Raw genomic sequence first — 17,625 nt, 5'->3', positions numbered from 1 at the left:
TCATTTCTTTTCTTCTTTAGTCATTGCTTGTTTCATCCATGGTTCTTGGATTCACCCATTCGTCAAAGAATTTTATGTGTTCAATGCAAAAGTTCGGACTTCTATTATAACGACCGAGGTAAGATAAGACATATTCATGGTTCCAACGGAATTTACCATTTACACAATCAATTACACTCCTAGTGAGGAGATATATTACCATTTCATTGAATTGTTTTTCATAGGTCATATCAGTCATATTTGTTACTCTGTGCTTCCATTCTCCAAAGGTATCACCTTCTCTGAGATATTCTAGAGCATCTACACAATTTGTTTGAAATACATTCATCCCTTGCCATCTCCTCTTATTTCCTCTTTTTCTCTTTTATAGTGAATTTTTTTTCTGTTAAATTAGTAAAATCACTATGTACATGAGTAATCTCATCGTCCCATACAACAAATATGTGTCCAAACTCACAATTCTCTGTAGAATAATACAAGACATCAATATCCAACTCAGGGTGCATAGAAATCAACTTCTTAAATATAGGAATAGGAGCAGACCATGCAGTTTCAAACATGACTTGAACTGGAGACTCGAATGAATAATTTTTCCTGATTTTATCAAAGTCATAATAGCACATGCTCTCTGCTCCAGCATTCCATTTTGTATCCCAGTACTCAATTCGCCAGTCATACCAATTAAACCATTCTGTGCCCTCCTCAATTTCAAGACTCCTATAATGTGCGGAACCCTCTTCTGTATTGAAGTTATACCTGTCAGGACATTCCTCCTCTGTGGCTGGTTCTGGTATAATGGTGTTAAAATCGAAAAATCCTTCCTTGTTAAAGTGTTTTTGTATGAATTGTATTATTTCTTCTACATCGTCTTTCTTTGATCTGATTTTTAATATATTATGTACATAGTTAGGCATTGTTTATCATTCCTCCTCTCTTTCAAGTTCATAATCGGCTACAGCTTCGTTTTTCATTATTTTAACACCACATTTATAACATTGAAATACTGTTCTATGAAGTTCAATCATTCTTATGTGGCAATTAGGACAGAATACTGAAGTATCCTCGACTTTCCATAGCATCATATCATCTCCTTTAATCTTTTATTATTTTTTCCATTTGTAATATTCTGTTTCGTGGTACCATCGACAATCAGTGGGTGTGTCGGGTTCGTAGTATTCTTTATCTGTGATTTTGCAGATATAGTGCCTGCTCTCTGGTATTAAATATCCATTATCATATTCATATAGAGAGTATGAGTGAATGCAGGTTACGCATGATTCTCTTAGGGGAATTCCTAGCATGTTCTTTTCTGTCATTCTGGTTTATCCTCCTTTTTTTCTGTTTCTTCTAGGTACCTCTTAATACTATGTTTTCCAACTACAAATTATAAATCCCACCGTAAATACTCCTACCGTAAATACGAACGAGTATATTGCTGCGTCTGTTAGTGCTGCTTCTATCATTCGTTGTTGTCCTCCATCGTTTCTATTACTTCTACATCTCCCTCAATAAAGTTTAATCCTAATTCTGAAGCGAGGTCTAGTTTGCCTCTAATCCAACACTCACGATAGGCTTCTTTTTTTGTTTTCAGTATCTCAGCATAGCTTGCACGAGGATATTTTTTGTCATAATACATTATGACATACTCCCCCTCATGTTTGCCATACTGGTGATCCAGTTTTGTTATTCCTATACGGCAGTTCATGTTCACATATTCAGGTACATGTGGAATTGTGAGATTATCCACAAATTCCACATTGCCTATATGTTCCATGTTGTCATCAATTATTGGTATAAGCATATTATTCCTCCTATGTTCTGCATGCTGATTAGTGCTAATATATTGAATAAGAATCCTGCAACTAATAATAATAGTATTACTATGAATAGTGCTACCAATCCCATTGTTATATAAAATATGTACTGGTCCACTCTGCTATCAGGTTTCATACTTTTTCACCTTTCATTGGTTTGTATAGTTTACATCCTTTGCTAGTGTCCTCATGCCACCTACAGGAAGGTACATCCATGACATAATTCTTGGCACTCCAGATGTGGTGGGTTAAGTTTTCACAAGATTTACATTTACTGCATGCCATATTATTTCACCTGTTGATAAAATTTGAGTATATCCACTATTTCCCTTGTGTTGTAACATTCAAGTAATCGTTTCACTGCTACTTCCCTTATTATTTCATCATTAACATCATGCCCCACCATTTTAATAAGGTCTTCATGCAATAATAATAAATCTCTATTATTGTCCTCCTTAATCTTCATTAATACTGGTATATTAATTATGTTCTTCTTAAAAAAATAAGGTAAGAAATTCATAAAGAATCCCCTCCACACTTTTTGCAATAACAATCATAGATCATCAGATTATCTGCTTTACTCATTTTTTCAATATCTGTTGTGTTATAATGTTTTCGTAACTGGTTAGCAACAAAACTTATCGCTCCAATGTCCTCTACTGCGACTAATTTTATTAGTTCGCTTATCATCCATACCCTATTGTTATAGTGTGTGTTACTCATATACTACATCTCCCACATATAATTTTATCTGCTTAAAGCTAGGATTTTCCACAAACATTAACAAGTTGTGCTTATACTGGAATATTCGTTCTGTCCGTACATGGTTACTATCAACATATGATACTTTGAATACTCGTCCCTCCTTTTCTTTAATTCCGTATATCTCCTCGAATGTTATCCTTCTTTCATGTAATTCTCTACCCTTCTTATACATATTATAATCCCAACCGTTTCATTTCTTTTCGTATGGCTTTCATTTCTCTTTCAAAGTCTTTGAATCTTTTTTCTTTGAAATTACTAGTACCAATACTGAATTGTGTACCGTACTTTTTACGGTATTCTCGTATCCATTCATATTTTTGTTCTAGTTGTGCAAAGTAAGAGCATTTAACGCAACAGTACTTGGTTGCGTTATATTCTCTTGTCATGGGTACTCTGAATGTTCTCCCGCACCATTTGCATGTTTTTTCCCGTGTCATGTTTTGTATTAACATACTACTCAACTATTTTCATACATTTACTATACATGTTGTCATCAATTTTCTTGTTTTTCTTCATACTGCCTAGTTTATTTCGTATGTACTCTTTTTTGAATACTACTTTGTTCTTTTCAAAGTCTTTTTGTATCGTGTCAAATATGCTTTTGCTTGTCATGTCTATGTCCTCTGGTACTATGAATACATCTTCACTGTTGTTTTTGTTTTGTTTGTTGATCTTCTTGTTCAGGGTATTACCTTGTTTTTCTATATCTTCAGGCACATGTTCCACAATATCCAACGCTTGAAGCCACAAAGTACGGCGAGCATAAGTTTGTACCGCCTGCTCGTCTTTCATTAATACTGTAATATCACCTTTAGGTAATCCCTCACGGTGTATCACTCTTAGTTTAGTATTCCATTGAATCCATGCACCAGTTTTACTGTCCACGATTTGCAGGAACATACAATTATCCTTACAGAAGAAAGCACTAGCTAATCCTTTATCAAGTAATGCTGGTACAATAACGGGTGTAATATCTTTTAGTTCAAAGTAATTATATTTGCCAAAACTGTTGAATCCACTCCTTGTTATTTCCGTGTCCAACAGTACTTGTTTTACTTGTTGTATTTTGAATAGTAACAGACTTTCATCTTTGGTGTAGGTTCTGAATTTGTGTTCCCATTCACCTAATTGTGTATTGATTGTGTCTATTTGCTGTTTTAATTCCTTGTTTTGTATTTGTAATTCTGTTATTATTTCCTCTGCAACTTCCATCATTTCACCTCATAAACATTTTTTCGTACTTGTTGTATCATACGTATTGTTTCAAAATGATTAATCACCTTGTTTATACTCTCCTCCGTATAATCTCGCTTATCCCTTTTACCCTTGATTAGCACATGCTTTATTATCTCATTTTTTTCAGCATAACCATGAATAACACATAAATTCTTAGTGACATGGTACACATCATATAACAAATAATTATCAAACTTCATACTATTCATGCTCCCCTTCGTAGATCAACAATAACTTTAACATATTACAATAGCCTTCAAGTTCTGCTTTGTACACTTGCACAACTGATTCCAATTTGTATAGTTCCTGTTTGTTTTTTGATAGTTCCAGTTTGGCGTGTTGTTCTCTTTCTTTTATTGTCCTGTATTGTTCTGTGTAATCTGTGCTTAGTACTAATTTGTTAAAGTCTATTTCATACTGATGTTTCCGTATTTTGTACATTTTTTCTGCATTGATTAGTGCAAAGTTAAGCACATTAATACTTGCTATTACCTCCCTGGTGTTTTCAGGTAATGATTGCAGTTCCAGTATTATTTCATCTTTTAATTTAGCTTGTGTATCATTGTCTAAGTACTCGGTTATTACTCCATCCATACATTACTCCTCCATTTTAAATTACGTATAGTTGTACTGTTACTAGGAATGTTATCATTGTCCCTATTAATGTTAGTGCTGCTCCTGTGTGAATTGCCACCCATTCACCAGTTTGGTTGTCTTTGATTTCTAGGTGCATATTAAATCATCTCTTTCATTTCTAGTTCTTGTATGAGTGTGTAAGTTTCTATGTTTTTGTTTCTGATTTGTCTTAGTACATCTCTGTAGAGGTCGTGTTTGCTATCGTTTTTTTCGCTTATTTCTTTATTTATCATGTTGTTTATGGTGGTTAGTTCGTTTTTTATTTCGTTTGTTATCATAATTATCATATCCTTTTTTTGTGTTGTATCATTTTTTGTATATATCAATTTCATTATAATAATAATAATAAAAATAAAAATAAACTATTATTATAATATATATAATAGAAACGATTTTGAAACGTATTACAAATATTACAAAAATGTAAAATCTAGTCTTTGCATATTTTCCCATCAGGCTGACTTTGTGTATGCTCACCTAATTTATAAGGCACTTGTTTTATTTCATTTTTATACTTTGCTATAAACCGGCTAATCTGCTTCGGTGTTAATGTTGTTTCATGGTTTATCTTGGTTTTCATTGCTTCTAATACATTACCGTGTATGTTTATTTGTTTTGAAAGTGTTTCCATGTATTTTTGTATTTCTGGGTATGCTGGGTCTTGTCTCATTTGTATTACATTTTCACTGTTTTTGTAAAACATTTCATCGTCATTTTGTAATACATTTTGTATTACATTTTCGCCATTTTTGTAAATTTTCTTTACATTTTTGCCATTTTTGTAAGACAAATTTTCATCATTTTGTATTACATTTTCCTTGTTTTTGTAAAACAATTCTGGTTGTTCATCAATTTCGTAAGACAAATCCAGATTCTGATAAGCAGTGCTAATCATATTATTTTTTAGATCATCACGGTAGCCTTCCAGTAAACTTATACATTCTTCAACAATGTTGATTTTTGATAATATGCTTGCATTTAATTTGTTTTCGCTAAAATAATCAATAGCTGTTCGCGTGTATTCTGATTTGGTTAATCCGCTTTTGTTGATTTTTTGTATTTGTTCTTCTGTTAGTCTTACTGTTATGGTTATTGTCATTTTATCCTCCATTTTTTTTAAAAAATAGATTAAATGGAGTTAAAAGGATTATGTATAAAAGTAATAAAAATAGTAATTTATAATAGTTATCAGTTGTAAAAATAGTAACTGGTAACTATGTTACTATTGGATTATTACTTTTATGTGTGTTAATTTATTTTGTTCTAGTTGGTAGCCAGTTCAAGTTTAACACAAGTTTTAATCCTTTTAAGTCATTAATCTGTTGCATATATTTTAATATACTTTTTTTTCGTTTTATCATCTAAACATACTTCCAAGTTGATTGGTGTTCCATGTTCAAATTCTACTAAGTCCCTTACTTGTGCAGGGATATAGAGGATTAATGACTTTGGTCTGCTGTTTGACCTTTTTTTTATTGCTGTTTTGATTTTTAACAGTAATGTCATTTTTTATCCTCCTTGTATACTACACTTGTAGTACACAATATAATATATAACACTCATAGTATATAAATGTTTACCCTAAATAACTTCGATAAGTCAAATTATAATCCTTCTTATAACTCCTCAAAGCCAAAACAGTATCCCTATAATTTATAAGCTCCTCATATTCTTTATCTGTTAATATTACACCATCTCGTGTTGCTTTTGCACCTTTTTTAATTTTCATCATAAAATTAATCCACCACAATTATTAATGACTTACACGAATAGAAACTCTAAGATCAACAGAAATATAAAAAAAATAGAATAAGTATAAATAATATACTAAGACAAAAATAATACATGTAAAAACACGTATATCATATTTCTATCTTCTAACTATTTTTTTTTACAAATATTTGAATTTGGTTGTTGATCTAGGAACCTACATTCATTATTTCAAATATTATGTTTTGTATGAAAAAAGAGTTTAGGGAAATATCTTTTAGTATTCAAGATGTGGAATGTGTTTTTACTTTAGATTAGTTATCATAGTGAGGGGCGAACCTGGAAATCATATTTTGTTCTGGGTTTGCCCCTCCTTTTTTTTTATCCCTGTTCTCTTAGTTCATTACAAAAACATGTTTTTTTTGTATATTTTTTGTACACATTGGTACATTTATTTCTTATTTTGCTTTTTGTATATAAGTGTTTTCATGTAATACCATTTGAGAATGTAGTACTTGTCATGGGGATACCTATTTGTTTCCAGTTCCCCCCGTAGTACTTGTCATGACCCCCCACAGTAGTTACCATGACCCCCTGCATAAACGACATAAACTGCAAGTGAAAAAAAATAGAATAAAACTCAACACAATCATTTATCAATATTTGACAAAATCAAAAAAAAATAATAAAAAAAAGAATAAAATAAAAAAAAATTAATCGGCACGATTCAACTCACTAGTAGAATAACCAAAACCCGAAACACAATTAGGATTACCTGCACCAGCCACCTTCGCATAAGCCATAAAGTCAAACTCACTCCAATCCATACCTACCTCAGTACCATTCTGATAAAAGATATGAGTAACAATATAATGACCACTACTATTATCAGCGATAACATGCAAATTATTAAAACTAAACGAATAATCACTGATATTACCCAGTGCTGCCATCTGCTCACCAGTAAAGAAGTAATCATGAGTTACACCATCACTAGTAGTACCCCTACAGGAACCGTATATATCTTTTCCCACCATCTTAAAACCGTCTGGAGTGTAATCCCACTCACTTGTTTTTATCGTGGTACTGTTATTGAATAGGTTTGTATCAGTGTTGGTGCTGATTTGTGTATTATTTGAGTCGGGGCTGGTTAATGCTCCTATTATGCTTAGGAGTATGATTAGTCCACAGCATGCTCCGATTATTTTTTTGTTTTCTGTTATTTTTTGTTTTATATCCATTGTTCTACTCCCAAAAAAAATGAGATAATTTAAAAAAAATTAAGAAATAATAAAAATAAAATGTTTTGTAGTGATTATACTTGAAAATAGTTTTATACCAACCACCATTATAATACGATTACATCATATTAAAAGGTAGTACTTTACGTAAACATATTTTTCAGTACAATACTATATATTATACTAAATCATATTCAACATTTCTTCTAATTTCAGAATACGAGTATTGCTCTCCTTCTTAAATTGTCGAAGTTCCTCAAGTTCCCGTTTCTCCCTGCTATCCACATCCACATATGAAACCTCCATGGTAAAAGTTAATTTATCCATCACACGCATATATTTATTCAGTAACTTTTCAGGATTAGCAAAGTAATAACTGCTTTGAACCTGTGATAAACTATGTCCAAGCAGAAACTCAGTACTTAAGAAGTCCATGTCATTACTTGTGAGCGTGGTTGCAAAGAATTTCCTTAGAGCGTGTGGGTGGAAATGTCTGCGATGTTCCTTCCAACCAAGTCCAAGTTTAGTGTTTAGGTTTCTGAAATTCTTACTGATACTGTCTGCCTTAACACCAAACAGTAGGCTATCAGGTGTTAATTCTTCTTTCATTAATCGTTCCATCAGTAACTGATTAATATACATGCTACTTTCATGACTGCTGAAAGTGATATGGTTAATTCTTGTTTTTTCGTCTGTGATTATCCATGTGGGCACTACAAGTTTCCGTGTTTGTAACTCCTTAATAATATCTAAGAGGTTGCCCGTGTTATTGTGATAATCCTTTGTAGCAGTAATGTAATCATTTATGGTTAGGTTAGCAACATCACTCCTTCTTAGTCCTGTGCTGGCAATGAAAGTGATTAATGCCTTATTCTTGGTTCTGCTATGAAATATTACTCTTTGTATTTCCTCACGTGTGGGTATGTCTTCAAATGTTTCAGTTTGCACAACACGTATAGGGGGCAATCGTGGAACTTCAATATCACAATACCTGTATACTTTGCTTATCATTGCAAGATACATTTTTATAGTGTTTTGGCTGAATTGTCGTTCTTCTTGTAGGTGTAGTCTGTATCGTATTAGTCTTTGTTTTAGGTTTCTTTTGCTTTGTTTATGTATAGTTTCTTCGTCATGTTCTGCTTCATTGATTAGGTCTTGTATTGTACTGTTTTGGTATTGTGTGTAGTTGTTTAGGGCTGTTGTGTATGTTTTTAGTGTGCCTTTGCTCCAGTTGTAGAGTAGGCTCATTTCTTTTAGTATTTGATTGTTATTAGTTATCATAGTATATACTATATTACTAGTGATATATAAAAGTAAAAAAAGCAATCTTTATATATAGTTATAAAGTAATATATAATATAGTATTCCAACTGATAAATACTTCCTATAAACTTTAATATGTTTTTGAACAAATTTTCTATTATGGAAAAATTATCAATATTCGTACCGAATAGTTATTTGGCCGAATCAAAAGATTCAAAAATAAGAACATATAAAGTTGGTTTAATAGGAAGATATGCTGCTCTATTTAGGGCTAATAATATAGTTATTTACAATGACAATTCAGACGGAGGTAGTAGGGATGATGCTCTCTATATGAAAACTATCCTAGAATACATGGATACACCTCAATACTTGCGAAAGCAAGTGTTTCCGATTACACCGGAGCTGAAGAATGTAGGAATACTTCCACCACTTAGAACACCACATCATCCATTATCGGATGAACTCGAAGTAGGAGATTTCAGACAAGGGCTCACGAAAAAACGAGTTCGCAAAGGAACAATGGTTGATATAGGTGTGGATCGACTTGCATTATGCAAGGAGAAACTAAGTGTCAACAAAGTACTAAGTTTTCGTATAGAAAAATTAGGCAAAGAAATTTTAATAGAACCCGATGAACCTGAGAGTGTTTATTGGGGATATAAGACAATTACTAGTGACCGTAACCTCTATGACAGCATAACCATGATGAAACAAAGACCTGATTTGGTTATTGGAACATCAAAATATGCTCCTAACATTAATTCTATTCTTGACGAGGTTCAAACAAAGATTCAACAAGCTAATCACGTAGCCATTTTATTCGGAGGTCCATACTCAGGAATAAATGGTTTAATAAGTGAAAACAAAATAGATTTTGAAATTAATACAGTTCCTAGTCAGGGTACTGAAACTGTAAGGACAGAAGAAGCGTTAATTAGTACATTATCAATATTAAATATTTTGATAGACCATTAGTATTTTGTTACTTATTAAAAATAACTTGTAAATAACACCATAAAACAATTAAATTATAATTTTAAACTTAAGGAGAAGAAAACATGACTAGACATCACCAACCAAGAAAAGGATCGGTTGCATTCAGTCCACGTAAAAGAGTGGCTAGAGAAACACCTCGTGTAAGTACCTGGCCAGAAACTGAAGAGACTGGACTGCTCGGATTCGCAGGATACAAGGTGGGCATGACCCACGTGACGGCTCTGGACTCTAGGAAAGGTTCTCCAACAGAAAACATGGAACTATCAGTTCCTTGTACAATATTAGAGGCACCACCTTTAGTAGTGTTGGGAATTAGAGCTTACACAAAAACTACATACGGATTAAAAACATTAACCGATGTGCTCGCAAACGATAATTTAGATGACGAATTATCAAGAAAAATATCTGTTCCTAAATTTGAAGATATTGAATCAAAACTAGAAGATTTAAGAAACAGAATCGATGAAATAGATGAAATAAGAGTTCTAGTTCACACAAAACCAAAACTTACCAGTGTGCCTAAGAAAAAACCAGAAGTTCTTGAATTCGGAGTAGGTGGAAAATCTGTAGAAGATAAACTTGAATATGCTATAAGTGTATTAGGACAAGAAGTAACACCAAAAGATGTATTCGAAGAAGGTGAATACACTGATGCAATAGCAACCACCAAAGGAAAAGGTGTTCAAGGACCAGTAAAAAGATTCGGTGTAAGAATCCAATATGGTAAAGCAGCACGTAGTGGTATTGAAAGACACGTAGGTTCTATCGGACCATGGACTCCAAACAGAACCATGTGGACCGTTGCAATGCAAGGTCAAATGGGATACCATAAAAGAACAGAATATAACAAAAAACTCCTAAAAATAGGCGATGAATCTGAGGTTGACTTAATAAACCCAGATGGTGGATTTGTAAAATATGGATTAGTTAAAAACAATTACATACTTGTAAAAGGATCATTACCAGGACCTTCCAAAAGATTAGTTGTTTTAAGAAAAGGAGTAAGAAATGCTTCAAAACAAGTATCAGCTCCAGAAATATCTTACATAAGCACAACTTCAAGACAGGGAGTATAAATTTAAAGAGTGATTAGTATGGCAAAAGTAAACGTTTATTCATTAAAAGGCGACATCACCGAGGAAATTGAGCTCCCAGAAATATTTGAAGAAGCATACAGACCAGATGTAATTAAAAGAGCTGTAATCTCAATTCAAACAGCAAGAATTCAACCATGGGGAGCAAACCCAATGGCTGGTAAAAGAACAACAGCTAAATCATTTGGTTCAGGTAGAGGAGCAGCAATGGTACCTCGTATGAGTGGATCATCTAAAGCAGCATTCGTACCTCAAGCAATTGGTGGTAGAAAAGCTCACCCTCCACGAGTTAACACAATTTATCACGAAAAAATCAACAGAAAAGAAAGAATATTAGCAATAAGATCTGCAATAGCAGCAACAGCTAACAAAGACTTAGTATCTGAAAGAGGACATCAAATATCTGAATTAGATCAAATTCCTTTTGTTGTAGATGATGAATTAGAAACAATCAAAACAACCAAAGAAACTCGTGAAATCTTCAAAGATTTAGGTATCATGGATGATATTGTAAGAGCTAAAAAAGGAAGAAAAATCAAATCTGGTAAAGGAAAACTTAGAGGAAGAAAATACAGAACCCCTAAAGGACCTTTAGTAGTTGTTGGCAGTGACCGTGGAATTAGTTTAGGAGCAAGAAACCATGCTGGTGTAGATGTTGTTGAAGTAAACAACGTAAACGCTGAATTACTTGCACCTGGTACACACGCTGGAAGATTAACTATTTACACAAAATCTGCAATCGAAAAACTTGGAGATTTATTCCAACAAAATAGGAGTTAGTTATTATGGATCCATATTCAGTAATAATAAAACCACAATTATCAGAAAAAACTATGAATCAAATATATGATGAAAACAAAATTACATTTGTGGTTCGCAGATCTGCTAATAAAAGAGTAATTAAAGATGCTTTCCAAGAGTTATACGATGCACAAGTTGTTGCAGTAAATACTCATATTACTCCTAGAGGAGAAAAAGTTGCTACAATAGAATTAGGAGAATCCGATGCTGCAGAAGATATTGCAGTAAGATTAGGTGTCTTCTAGATAGTATATAATTAGGAGGATTGATTATGGGACATCGATTAATTATTCAAAGAAGAGGTAAAGGAACTCCAACATACCGTAGTTCATCACACAGATTCAGAGGAAAAGTATCATACCGTTCATATGATGCACTAGAAAAAGAAGGAAGTCTTAAAGGATTAGTAACTGATATTATACATGATCCAGGACGTTCAGCACCTGTTGCAATAGTAAAATTTGACAATGGTGAAGAAAAATTAGTTCTAGCACCAGAAAGTATTGCAATAGATGATGAAATTGAATGTGGAATTTCTGCTTCAATTGAACCAGGAAACACATTACCATTAAGTGAAATTCCTGAAGGTACTCCAGTATTTAACATTGAGAAAAACCCTGGAGACGGTGGAAAATTCGTCAGATCTTCTGGAACATATGCATCTTTAATCACACACGATGTAGGTAAATCAATGATTGAATTACCATCCGGTGAATTAAAAGCATTTAACCCAAGAAGTAGAGCAACTATTGGTGTAGTTGCAGGTGGAGGAAGAAAAGATAAACCATTCCTTAAAGCTGGTAACAGATATCATGCACTTAAAGCAAAAGGTAAGAAAATGATGACTGTTAGAGGGGTTGCAATGAACGCAGTAGACCACCCACACGGTGGAGGTAACAGACAACACCCAGGAAGACCTACTACTATCTCAAGACATGCACCTGCAGGTAGAAAAGTTGGTTCCATAGCAGCTAAACGTACAGGTAAAAGACGATAGAAGGAGGCACTTAATTGGCTCGTAAAGTATTTAAATTTAGAGGATATACTCTTGAAGAACTTCAAGCAATGTCCTTAGAAGAAGTAATAGAATTATTACCTTCAAGACAAAGAAGATCTCTTAAAAGAGGATTCTTACCAAGACAAGAAAAAGTTCTTGCTAAGATGGAAAAAGTTGATATAGAAAATAATAATGGAAGACCAGAAGTTATCAAAACACATTGTCGTGACTTAATTGTACTTCCTAACATGGTAGGATACACATTTGGTATCTATAATGGTAAAGAATTTGTTGAAGTAACAATCAAACCAGAAATGATTGGATGCTACTTCGGTGAATTTGCACAAACACGTAGCAGAGTACAACACGGAGACCCTGGTATGGGTGCTACAAGATCATCAATGTTCGTACCACTTAAATAGATAGGAGAAATATATATGGCAAAGAAAAATACTTACTCATATCAAGCTAAACCAGATGAAAAAATAGCAAAAGCATCAGGTCACAGTTTAAAAATTTCTCCAAAACATTCAGTGGAAATTTGTAGAACTATACGTAACATGTACTTAGAAGATGCTAAAGCATTTTTAGAAGATGTTATTGAGAAAAAAACAGTAGTACCTTTCAAAAGACACAACAAAAAAGTTGGTCACAGAAGTGATTTAAAAGGTTGGCCATCTGGTAGATACCCAGTTAAAGCAGCAGCAGCAATTTTAAAAGTACTCGAAAATGCTGAAGCAAATGCAGAAAACGAAGAATTAGATGTAGAAAACCTTAAATTAGTTCATGCATCAGCAAACAGAGGGGTTATCATAAGAGGTTGGACTCCAAGAGCATTTGGTAGAGCTAGCCCTTCAAATACACCTACAACACATATTCAAATCGTATTGGGGGAGGCCTAAGTACAAATGATTGAAAAAGATTTCGTTAAAGAAGGATTAAAAAGAACTCGAATAGATGAATATCTTGAAACTAAACTCGAAAGAGCAGGATACGGTGGAATGGATATTCAAGTAACACCTGTAGGAACAATGGTTATTGTCTACGCTGAAAAACCAGGTATGGTTATTGGTAGAGGTGGAAAAACCGTAAGATCAATTACCAAAACTCTTCAAAACAATTTCGATCTTGAAAACCCTCAAGTTGAAGTTAAAGAAGTAAAAGTACCTGAATTAAACCCAAGAATCATGGCTCATAAATGTGCTTCAATGTTACAAAGAGGAATGCAATTCAGAAGAGTAGCATACGCAAACATTAGAAGAATCATGAATGCAGGTGCTCAAGGGGTAGAAATTACAATTTCTGGTAAAATCAGAGGTTCAAGATCTGCTTGTGCAAAATTCAATGATGGATACATTAAAAAATGTGGAGAACCATCAATCAGACACGTAAAAGAAGGATTTGCTACAGTAACTCTAAAACCTGGTGTACTCGGAATTTATGTAAGAATCATGCCACCTGAAGTAATTTTACCAGACTATGTTGAAATCAGTGAACCTGAAGAATCTGACATTGTTGAAGAAGCTCCAGTAGCAACTGAAGCAGTTCAAGAAAGTGAAATTCAAGAAGAAATTACTGGTGAAGACATATTAGAAGAACTTTCAGCAGAAGCTGAAGTTGAAGAAATTACCGAAGAAGAAGACATTGAAACTTTAGAAGAATAATGGGGAGTCACTTATGGTTATTTTAAGAAGTAAAGAAATTAGGGAACTAAGTCCATCTGACCTTCAAACTAAACTTAATGAACTTCATGCTGAATATGATACATTAGTTGGTAAAGGTGCAGTATCTGGAGTAGATAACCCTGGTAAAATTAGAGAAACTAGAAGAACTATTGCCCGTGTTCTTACTATAATGAATGAAAATAAACAACAGGGAGAATAAGAATAGAGATGAAAATCTGTGAAATATGCGGTCTTCCAGAAGATCTATGTGTATGTGAAGAAATAGCACGTGAAGTACAAAAAGTTAAAGTATATACAGTACGTCGTCGATTTGGTAAACTCATGACTATTGTTGAAGGTATCGATGAACACGATATAGATATACGTGAATTAACTAAGACTCTTAAGTCAAAATGTGCTTGTGGTGGAACTGCTAAAAAAGGTCAAATTGAATTACAAGGAGACCATAAACGTAAAGTTAAAGAAGTATTAGCAGGTATGGGTTTTTCCTCAGATACTATAGAAATTAAATAGATTAATCTAGAAGATTCAGATGATAATTCAATATTATTACAATATTGAACAGGGAATAAAAATTCATTTATGTGAAGTTTTATTATGATAACTCCACAAAACGTATTTCGACATGAATTTATTGGATTAACTGTTGAAGTAATTGACAGTAATCATGAAGGATTAATTGGAATACATGGAATAATTATTGATGAAACTCGTAATACTATTAAAATAGATACGGGGGAAGATGAGAAAATTATCCCAAAAGAGAATGTAACATTATTGTTTACATTACCAAATGGTGATAAAGTTTCAATTGATGGGAAAGTTATTTTAGCCCGCCCTGAAGACCGGATAAAAAAGAAATTTAAAAAAATTAGGTGAAACAATGGTAGGCATTAATGTTAAAGAACCAGAAAACGAATGTCACGATCCTAACTGTCCATTTCACGGTGAACTCTCTGTAAGAGGTCAAGTTATAGAAGGAACAGTTACAAGTGATAAGGCAGATCGTACAATAACTGTAGAAAGAAGTTTCTATAAGTTTATTAAAAAATACGAAAGATACGAAAAAAGAAATTCAAAAATACAAGCACACAAACCAGATTGTATTGATGTAAAAGTTGGAGATTCTGTAAAAATAGCAGAATGCAGACAACTTAGTAAAACTAAACATTTCGTGCTAGTAGAAGTTAAAGAAGGAGAATAGATAAAATGAAAGCAATTACATCAAAAGTCTCCAAATCACTTCCTATTGGTGCTAGACTTAAATGTGTAGACAATACTGGAGCAAGAGAAGTAGAAATAATTTCTGTAAAAGGATTTAAAGGTGTTAGAAGAAGACTTGCATCTGCAGGTGTAGGTGACATGGTAGTAATTTCCGTTAAAAAAGGAACAGCTGACATGAGAAGAGAAGTTACAACAGCAGTTGTAGTTCGCCAGAAAAAAGAATACAGACGTGCAGATGGTCTCAGAGTTAAATTTGAAGACAACGCAGCTGTAATCATAACAGAAGATGGTGTACTCAAAGGTTCAGAAATCAGAGGACCAATAGCAAAAGAAGCTGCAGATCTTTGGCCTGCAATAGGTAGTGCTGCAAGTATAATCGTATAAGGGTGAAAAAGTATGTCAAAACAACCAAGAAAACAACGTAAAGCGTTATATACAGCTCCACTACATAAACGTCACAACTCAATGAGCGTACACTTATCTGATGATTTAAGAAAAGAATTCAACAGAAGATCATTCCCTGTAAGAAAAGGAGATGAAGTTGAAATCGTACGTGGTGACTTTAAAGGAACTGAAGGAATAGTTGAAGGTGTAGATCTTAAAAATTACCGTGTACTTGTTGACGGTGCTTCAAGCCAAAAACAAGACGGTACAAAATTATACCAACCAATTCACCCATCAAACTTAGTAATTACAGATATTTATTTAGATGATGAAAGAAGAAACAGTGCATTAAATAGGAAGGTATAATCATGGCAAATATGGGATCAAGAAAACACTTAAAAAGATTTAAAGCACCAAAAACCTGGCCTATACACAAAAAAGAAGAAAAATGGACAACAAAAACAAGTGCAGGGCCACATGCTTTAGATAAATCATTACCTTTAGTAATGGTATTAAGAGATATCTTAAACGTAGCAGAAAATGCACGTGAAGCAAAAATTATCTTAAACAATGGTGATGTATTAGTAGATGGAACAGCAAGAAAAGACCACAGATTCCCTGTAGGTTTCATGGATGTTATTTCCATTCCTAAACTAAACAAATACTACCGTTTAATACCTGACTATAAAGGAAGATTAGTACTAAACGAAATTGAAGAAAAAGATGCATCATTCAAATTAGTAAGCATTGAAAACAAAACCACAATCAAAGGTGGAAAAACTCAATTAAACTTACATGATGGTAGAAACGTTATCATCGAAGAAGATGATTACAAAACAAGTGATGTATTATTATTAAATGTACCAGAACAAAATATTTCAGATTCAATAAAATTTGAAGTAGGTTCATTAGCATTAATTACTGGTGGTAAACACACTGGTGAAATCGGTAAAATCGAAGAAATTAACATCACAAAATCTTCAAAATCAAACACAGTATTAATTGCAACAGAAGAAGGTTCATTCTTAACCTTAGCAAAATATGTATTTGTTGTAGGTACAGATAAACCTGTCATATCATTATTAGGAGATGACTAATATGAATGTGATGGAAAAACCTTACATAGCAAAAGCAACCATCAACATTGGTGTTGGTGAAGGTGGGGAAAAATTAACAAGAGCAGAAAAATTAATTGAAACTCTTGTAGATCAAACACCTGTAAGAACATACTCAAAAGTAACAAACCCTGAATTTGGTATTCGTAAAAAACAACCAATTGCATGTAAAGTTACTTTAAGAGGAGAAAAAGCTGAAAAAATCATATCTATGGTATTAGCTGGATTAGAAAACAGAATCAAAGCTTCTCAATTTGATAAAGAAGGTAACGTATCCTTCGGTATCAGAGAACACATTGATATTCCTGGTGTAAGATATGATCCTGATATTGGAATTTTTGGTATGGATGTTTCAGTAACTTTCCAAAAACCTGGTCACAGAATTAAAGAAAGAAGAATCAGACCTAAAAAAATACCAAAAGCACAAAGAGTTACAAAAGAAGAATCAATGGAATTAATGAAAGAAAAATTCCAAGTTACTATAGAATAGAAGGTGATTATTGTGCCAAGAAAATACGGGAAAGCAGCAAGAAAATGTAGTCGATGCGGAGATCACTCAGCAATAGTAAGAAGATATGGTTTAAACCTTTGTCGTCAATGCTTCAGAGAAATAGCTCCAAAAATCGGATTTAAAAAATATAACTAAACAGGAGTGTTTATA

General features: G+C 33.2%; 38 protein-coding genes. 17 read left to right on the top strand and 21 right to left on the bottom strand.

Annotation, left to right across the window (positions count from 1 at the left end; genetic code table 11):
• Positions 1-16 precede the first annotated feature (16 nt).
• From PXD04_RS18170 to PXD04_RS18070, 21 genes are all read right to left on the bottom strand, one after another.
• Complete coding sequence (locus PXD04_RS18170; RefSeq protein ID WP_323736228.1) at positions 17-328, bottom strand: hypothetical protein; 312 nt, start codon at positions 326-328, stop codon at positions 17-19.
• A 16-nt stretch (positions 329-344) separates the two neighbouring features.
• Entirely contained in the window at positions 345-914 is a 570-nt protein-coding gene (locus PXD04_RS18165) for a hypothetical protein (protein WP_323736227.1), read from the bottom strand.
• Between the two features lie 6 nt (positions 915-920).
• Positions 921-1,079, bottom strand: coding sequence for a hypothetical protein (locus tag PXD04_RS18160; protein ID WP_323736226.1), 159 nt, complete (start codon positions 1,077-1,079; stop codon positions 921-923).
• A gap of 24 nt (positions 1,080-1,103) precedes the next feature.
• Positions 1,104-1,316, bottom strand: a complete 213-nt coding sequence (locus tag PXD04_RS18155; protein ID WP_323736225.1) for a hypothetical protein — start codon at positions 1,314-1,316, stop codon at positions 1,104-1,106.
• A gap of 143 nt (positions 1,317-1,459) precedes the next feature.
• Positions 1,460-1,801, bottom strand: a complete 342-nt coding sequence (locus tag PXD04_RS18150) for a hypothetical protein (protein WP_323736224.1) — start codon at positions 1,799-1,801, stop codon at positions 1,460-1,462.
• Positions 1,786-1,950: a hypothetical protein gene (locus PXD04_RS18145; RefSeq protein WP_323736223.1), complete on the bottom strand. Its 165-nt coding sequence runs from the start codon at positions 1,948-1,950 to the stop codon at positions 1,786-1,788. The genes PXD04_RS18150 and PXD04_RS18145 overlap by 16 nt, the downstream gene beginning before the upstream one ends.
• Positions 1,947-2,099: a hypothetical protein gene (locus PXD04_RS18140; RefSeq protein ID WP_323736222.1), complete on the bottom strand. Its 153-nt coding sequence runs from the start codon at positions 2,097-2,099 to the stop codon at positions 1,947-1,949. Before PXD04_RS18140 ends, PXD04_RS18145 begins: the two co-directional genes overlap by 4 nt.
• A gap of 1 nt (position 2,100) precedes the next feature.
• Complete coding sequence (locus PXD04_RS18135) at positions 2,101-2,334, bottom strand: hypothetical protein (RefSeq protein ID WP_323736221.1); 234 nt, start codon at positions 2,332-2,334, stop codon at positions 2,101-2,103.
• Positions 2,331-2,537 (bottom strand): hypothetical protein, encoded by a 207-nt coding sequence (locus PXD04_RS18130; RefSeq protein WP_323736220.1) that lies wholly within the window; start codon positions 2,535-2,537, stop codon positions 2,331-2,333. The genes PXD04_RS18135 and PXD04_RS18130 overlap by 4 nt, the downstream gene beginning before the upstream one ends.
• Positions 2,530-2,751, bottom strand: a complete 222-nt coding sequence (locus PXD04_RS18125; protein WP_323736219.1) for a hypothetical protein — start codon at positions 2,749-2,751, stop codon at positions 2,530-2,532. Before PXD04_RS18125 ends, PXD04_RS18130 begins: the two co-directional genes overlap by 8 nt.
• 1 nt (position 2,752) lies before the next feature.
• Entirely contained in the window at positions 2,753-3,031 is a 279-nt protein-coding gene (locus PXD04_RS18120) for a hypothetical protein (RefSeq protein ID WP_323736218.1), read from the bottom strand.
• Between the two features lies 1 nt (position 3,032).
• A complete protein-coding gene (locus PXD04_RS18115; protein WP_323736217.1) occupies positions 3,033-3,794 on the bottom strand; it encodes an ERF family protein in 762 nt (253 codons plus the stop codon).
• A complete protein-coding gene (locus tag PXD04_RS18110; RefSeq protein WP_323736216.1) occupies positions 3,791-4,015 on the bottom strand; it encodes a hypothetical protein in 225 nt (74 codons plus the stop codon). Before PXD04_RS18110 ends, PXD04_RS18115 begins: the two co-directional genes overlap by 4 nt.
• 1 nt (position 4,016) lies before the next feature.
• Positions 4,017-4,409 (bottom strand): hypothetical protein, encoded by a 393-nt coding sequence (locus PXD04_RS18105; protein ID WP_323736215.1) that lies wholly within the window; start codon positions 4,407-4,409, stop codon positions 4,017-4,019.
• A 16-nt stretch (positions 4,410-4,425) separates the two neighbouring features.
• Complete coding sequence (locus PXD04_RS18100; protein ID WP_323736214.1) at positions 4,426-4,548, bottom strand: hypothetical protein; 123 nt, start codon at positions 4,546-4,548, stop codon at positions 4,426-4,428.
• Between the two features lies 1 nt (position 4,549).
• Positions 4,550-4,729, bottom strand: coding sequence for a hypothetical protein (locus PXD04_RS18095; RefSeq protein WP_323736213.1), 180 nt, complete (start codon positions 4,727-4,729; stop codon positions 4,550-4,552).
• 152 nt (positions 4,730-4,881) lie between these two features.
• Positions 4,882-5,550, bottom strand: coding sequence for a hypothetical protein (locus tag PXD04_RS18090; protein WP_323736212.1), 669 nt, complete (start codon positions 5,548-5,550; stop codon positions 4,882-4,884).
• A 215-nt stretch (positions 5,551-5,765) separates the two neighbouring features.
• On the bottom strand, positions 5,766-5,957 hold the full coding sequence (locus PXD04_RS18085; protein WP_323736211.1) for a hypothetical protein: 192 nt from the start codon (positions 5,955-5,957) through the stop codon (positions 5,766-5,768).
• 70 nt (positions 5,958-6,027) lie between these two features.
• Positions 6,028-6,183, bottom strand: coding sequence for a hypothetical protein (locus PXD04_RS18080; protein ID WP_323736210.1), 156 nt, complete (start codon positions 6,181-6,183; stop codon positions 6,028-6,030).
• 691 nt (positions 6,184-6,874) lie between these two features.
• Positions 6,875-7,402, bottom strand: a complete 528-nt coding sequence (locus tag PXD04_RS18075; RefSeq protein WP_323736209.1) for a hypothetical protein — start codon at positions 7,400-7,402, stop codon at positions 6,875-6,877.
• Between the two features lie 183 nt (positions 7,403-7,585).
• Complete coding sequence (locus PXD04_RS18070; protein WP_323736208.1) at positions 7,586-8,683, bottom strand: site-specific integrase; 1,098 nt, start codon at positions 8,681-8,683, stop codon at positions 7,586-7,588.
• Positions 8,684-8,800: 117 nt separating this feature from the next.
• Between PXD04_RS18070 and PXD04_RS18065 the strand changes: the two genes are divergently transcribed.
• The 17 genes from PXD04_RS18065 to PXD04_RS17985 all read left to right on the top strand — a co-directional run bounded on the left by PXD04_RS18065 (position 8,801) and on the right by PXD04_RS17985 (position 17,610).
• Positions 8,801-9,643, top strand: coding sequence for a putative RNA uridine N3 methyltransferase (locus PXD04_RS18065; protein ID WP_409988253.1), 843 nt, complete (start codon positions 8,801-8,803; stop codon positions 9,641-9,643).
• Between the two features lie 83 nt (positions 9,644-9,726).
• On the top strand, positions 9,727-10,740 hold the full coding sequence (gene rpl3p, locus PXD04_RS18060; protein WP_323736206.1) for a 50S ribosomal protein L3: 1,014 nt from the start codon (positions 9,727-9,729) through the stop codon (positions 10,738-10,740).
• Between the two features lie 18 nt (positions 10,741-10,758).
• Complete coding sequence (gene rpl4p / locus PXD04_RS18055) at positions 10,759-11,538, top strand: 50S ribosomal protein L4 (protein WP_323736205.1); 780 nt, start codon at positions 10,759-10,761, stop codon at positions 11,536-11,538.
• Between the two features lie 5 nt (positions 11,539-11,543).
• The gene (locus tag PXD04_RS18050) at positions 11,544-11,804 is read left to right on the top strand and encodes a 50S ribosomal protein L23 (RefSeq protein WP_323736204.1); all 261 of its coding nucleotides are present in this window, start codon (positions 11,544-11,546) and stop codon (positions 11,802-11,804) included.
• A gap of 26 nt (positions 11,805-11,830) precedes the next feature.
• Positions 11,831-12,556 (top strand): 50S ribosomal protein L2, encoded by a 726-nt coding sequence (locus PXD04_RS18045; protein WP_323736203.1) that lies wholly within the window; start codon positions 11,831-11,833, stop codon positions 12,554-12,556.
• Positions 12,557-12,570: 14 nt separating this feature from the next.
• The gene (gene rpsS, locus PXD04_RS18040; RefSeq protein ID WP_323736202.1) at positions 12,571-12,978 is read left to right on the top strand and encodes a 30S ribosomal protein S19; all 408 of its coding nucleotides are present in this window, start codon (positions 12,571-12,573) and stop codon (positions 12,976-12,978) included.
• Between the two features lie 15 nt (positions 12,979-12,993).
• Entirely contained in the window at positions 12,994-13,458 is a 465-nt protein-coding gene (locus PXD04_RS18035) for a 50S ribosomal protein L22 (RefSeq protein WP_292473162.1), read from the top strand.
• A 6-nt stretch (positions 13,459-13,464) separates the two neighbouring features.
• Positions 13,465-14,220: a 30S ribosomal protein S3 gene (locus PXD04_RS18030; protein WP_323736201.1), complete on the top strand. Its 756-nt coding sequence runs from the start codon at positions 13,465-13,467 to the stop codon at positions 14,218-14,220.
• Positions 14,221-14,233: 13 nt separating this feature from the next.
• Positions 14,234-14,440: a 50S ribosomal protein L29 gene (rpmC, locus tag PXD04_RS18025; protein ID WP_323736200.1), complete on the top strand. Its 207-nt coding sequence runs from the start codon at positions 14,234-14,236 to the stop codon at positions 14,438-14,440.
• Between the two features lie 8 nt (positions 14,441-14,448).
• On the top strand, positions 14,449-14,754 hold the full coding sequence (gene yciH / locus PXD04_RS18020; protein ID WP_292473169.1) for a stress response translation initiation inhibitor YciH: 306 nt from the start codon (positions 14,449-14,451) through the stop codon (positions 14,752-14,754).
• A gap of 84 nt (positions 14,755-14,838) precedes the next feature.
• The gene (gene rnp1, locus PXD04_RS18015; protein ID WP_323736199.1) at positions 14,839-15,120 is read left to right on the top strand and encodes a ribonuclease P protein component 1; all 282 of its coding nucleotides are present in this window, start codon (positions 14,839-14,841) and stop codon (positions 15,118-15,120) included.
• A 4-nt stretch (positions 15,121-15,124) separates the two neighbouring features.
• Positions 15,125-15,445: a 30S ribosomal protein S17 gene (locus PXD04_RS18010; RefSeq protein ID WP_323736198.1), complete on the top strand. Its 321-nt coding sequence runs from the start codon at positions 15,125-15,127 to the stop codon at positions 15,443-15,445.
• A 5-nt stretch (positions 15,446-15,450) separates the two neighbouring features.
• Positions 15,451-15,849 (top strand): 50S ribosomal protein L14, encoded by a 399-nt coding sequence (gene rpl14p, locus PXD04_RS18005; RefSeq protein ID WP_323736197.1) that lies wholly within the window; start codon positions 15,451-15,453, stop codon positions 15,847-15,849.
• 12 nt (positions 15,850-15,861) lie between these two features.
• On the top strand, positions 15,862-16,215 hold the full coding sequence (gene rplX / locus PXD04_RS18000; protein ID WP_323736196.1) for a 50S ribosomal protein L24: 354 nt from the start codon (positions 15,862-15,864) through the stop codon (positions 16,213-16,215).
• A gap of 2 nt (positions 16,216-16,217) precedes the next feature.
• A complete protein-coding gene (locus PXD04_RS17995) occupies positions 16,218-16,946 on the top strand; it encodes a 30S ribosomal protein S4e (RefSeq protein ID WP_323736195.1) in 729 nt (242 codons plus the stop codon).
• 1 nt (position 16,947) lies between these two features.
• Complete coding sequence (locus tag PXD04_RS17990; protein WP_323736194.1) at positions 16,948-17,454, top strand: 50S ribosomal protein L5; 507 nt, start codon at positions 16,948-16,950, stop codon at positions 17,452-17,454.
• A 3-nt stretch (positions 17,455-17,457) separates the two neighbouring features.
• The gene (locus PXD04_RS17985) at positions 17,458-17,610 is read left to right on the top strand and encodes a 30S ribosomal protein S14 (protein ID WP_292473183.1); all 153 of its coding nucleotides are present in this window, start codon (positions 17,458-17,460) and stop codon (positions 17,608-17,610) included.
• Positions 17,611-17,625 lie beyond the last annotated feature (15 nt).

This window comes from Methanosphaera sp. ISO3-F5 (genome assembly GCF_034480035.2).
GTDB lineage: Archaea > Methanobacteriota > Methanobacteria > Methanobacteriales > Methanobacteriaceae > Methanosphaera.
This window is presented reverse-complemented; position numbering and strand designations above follow the sequence as displayed.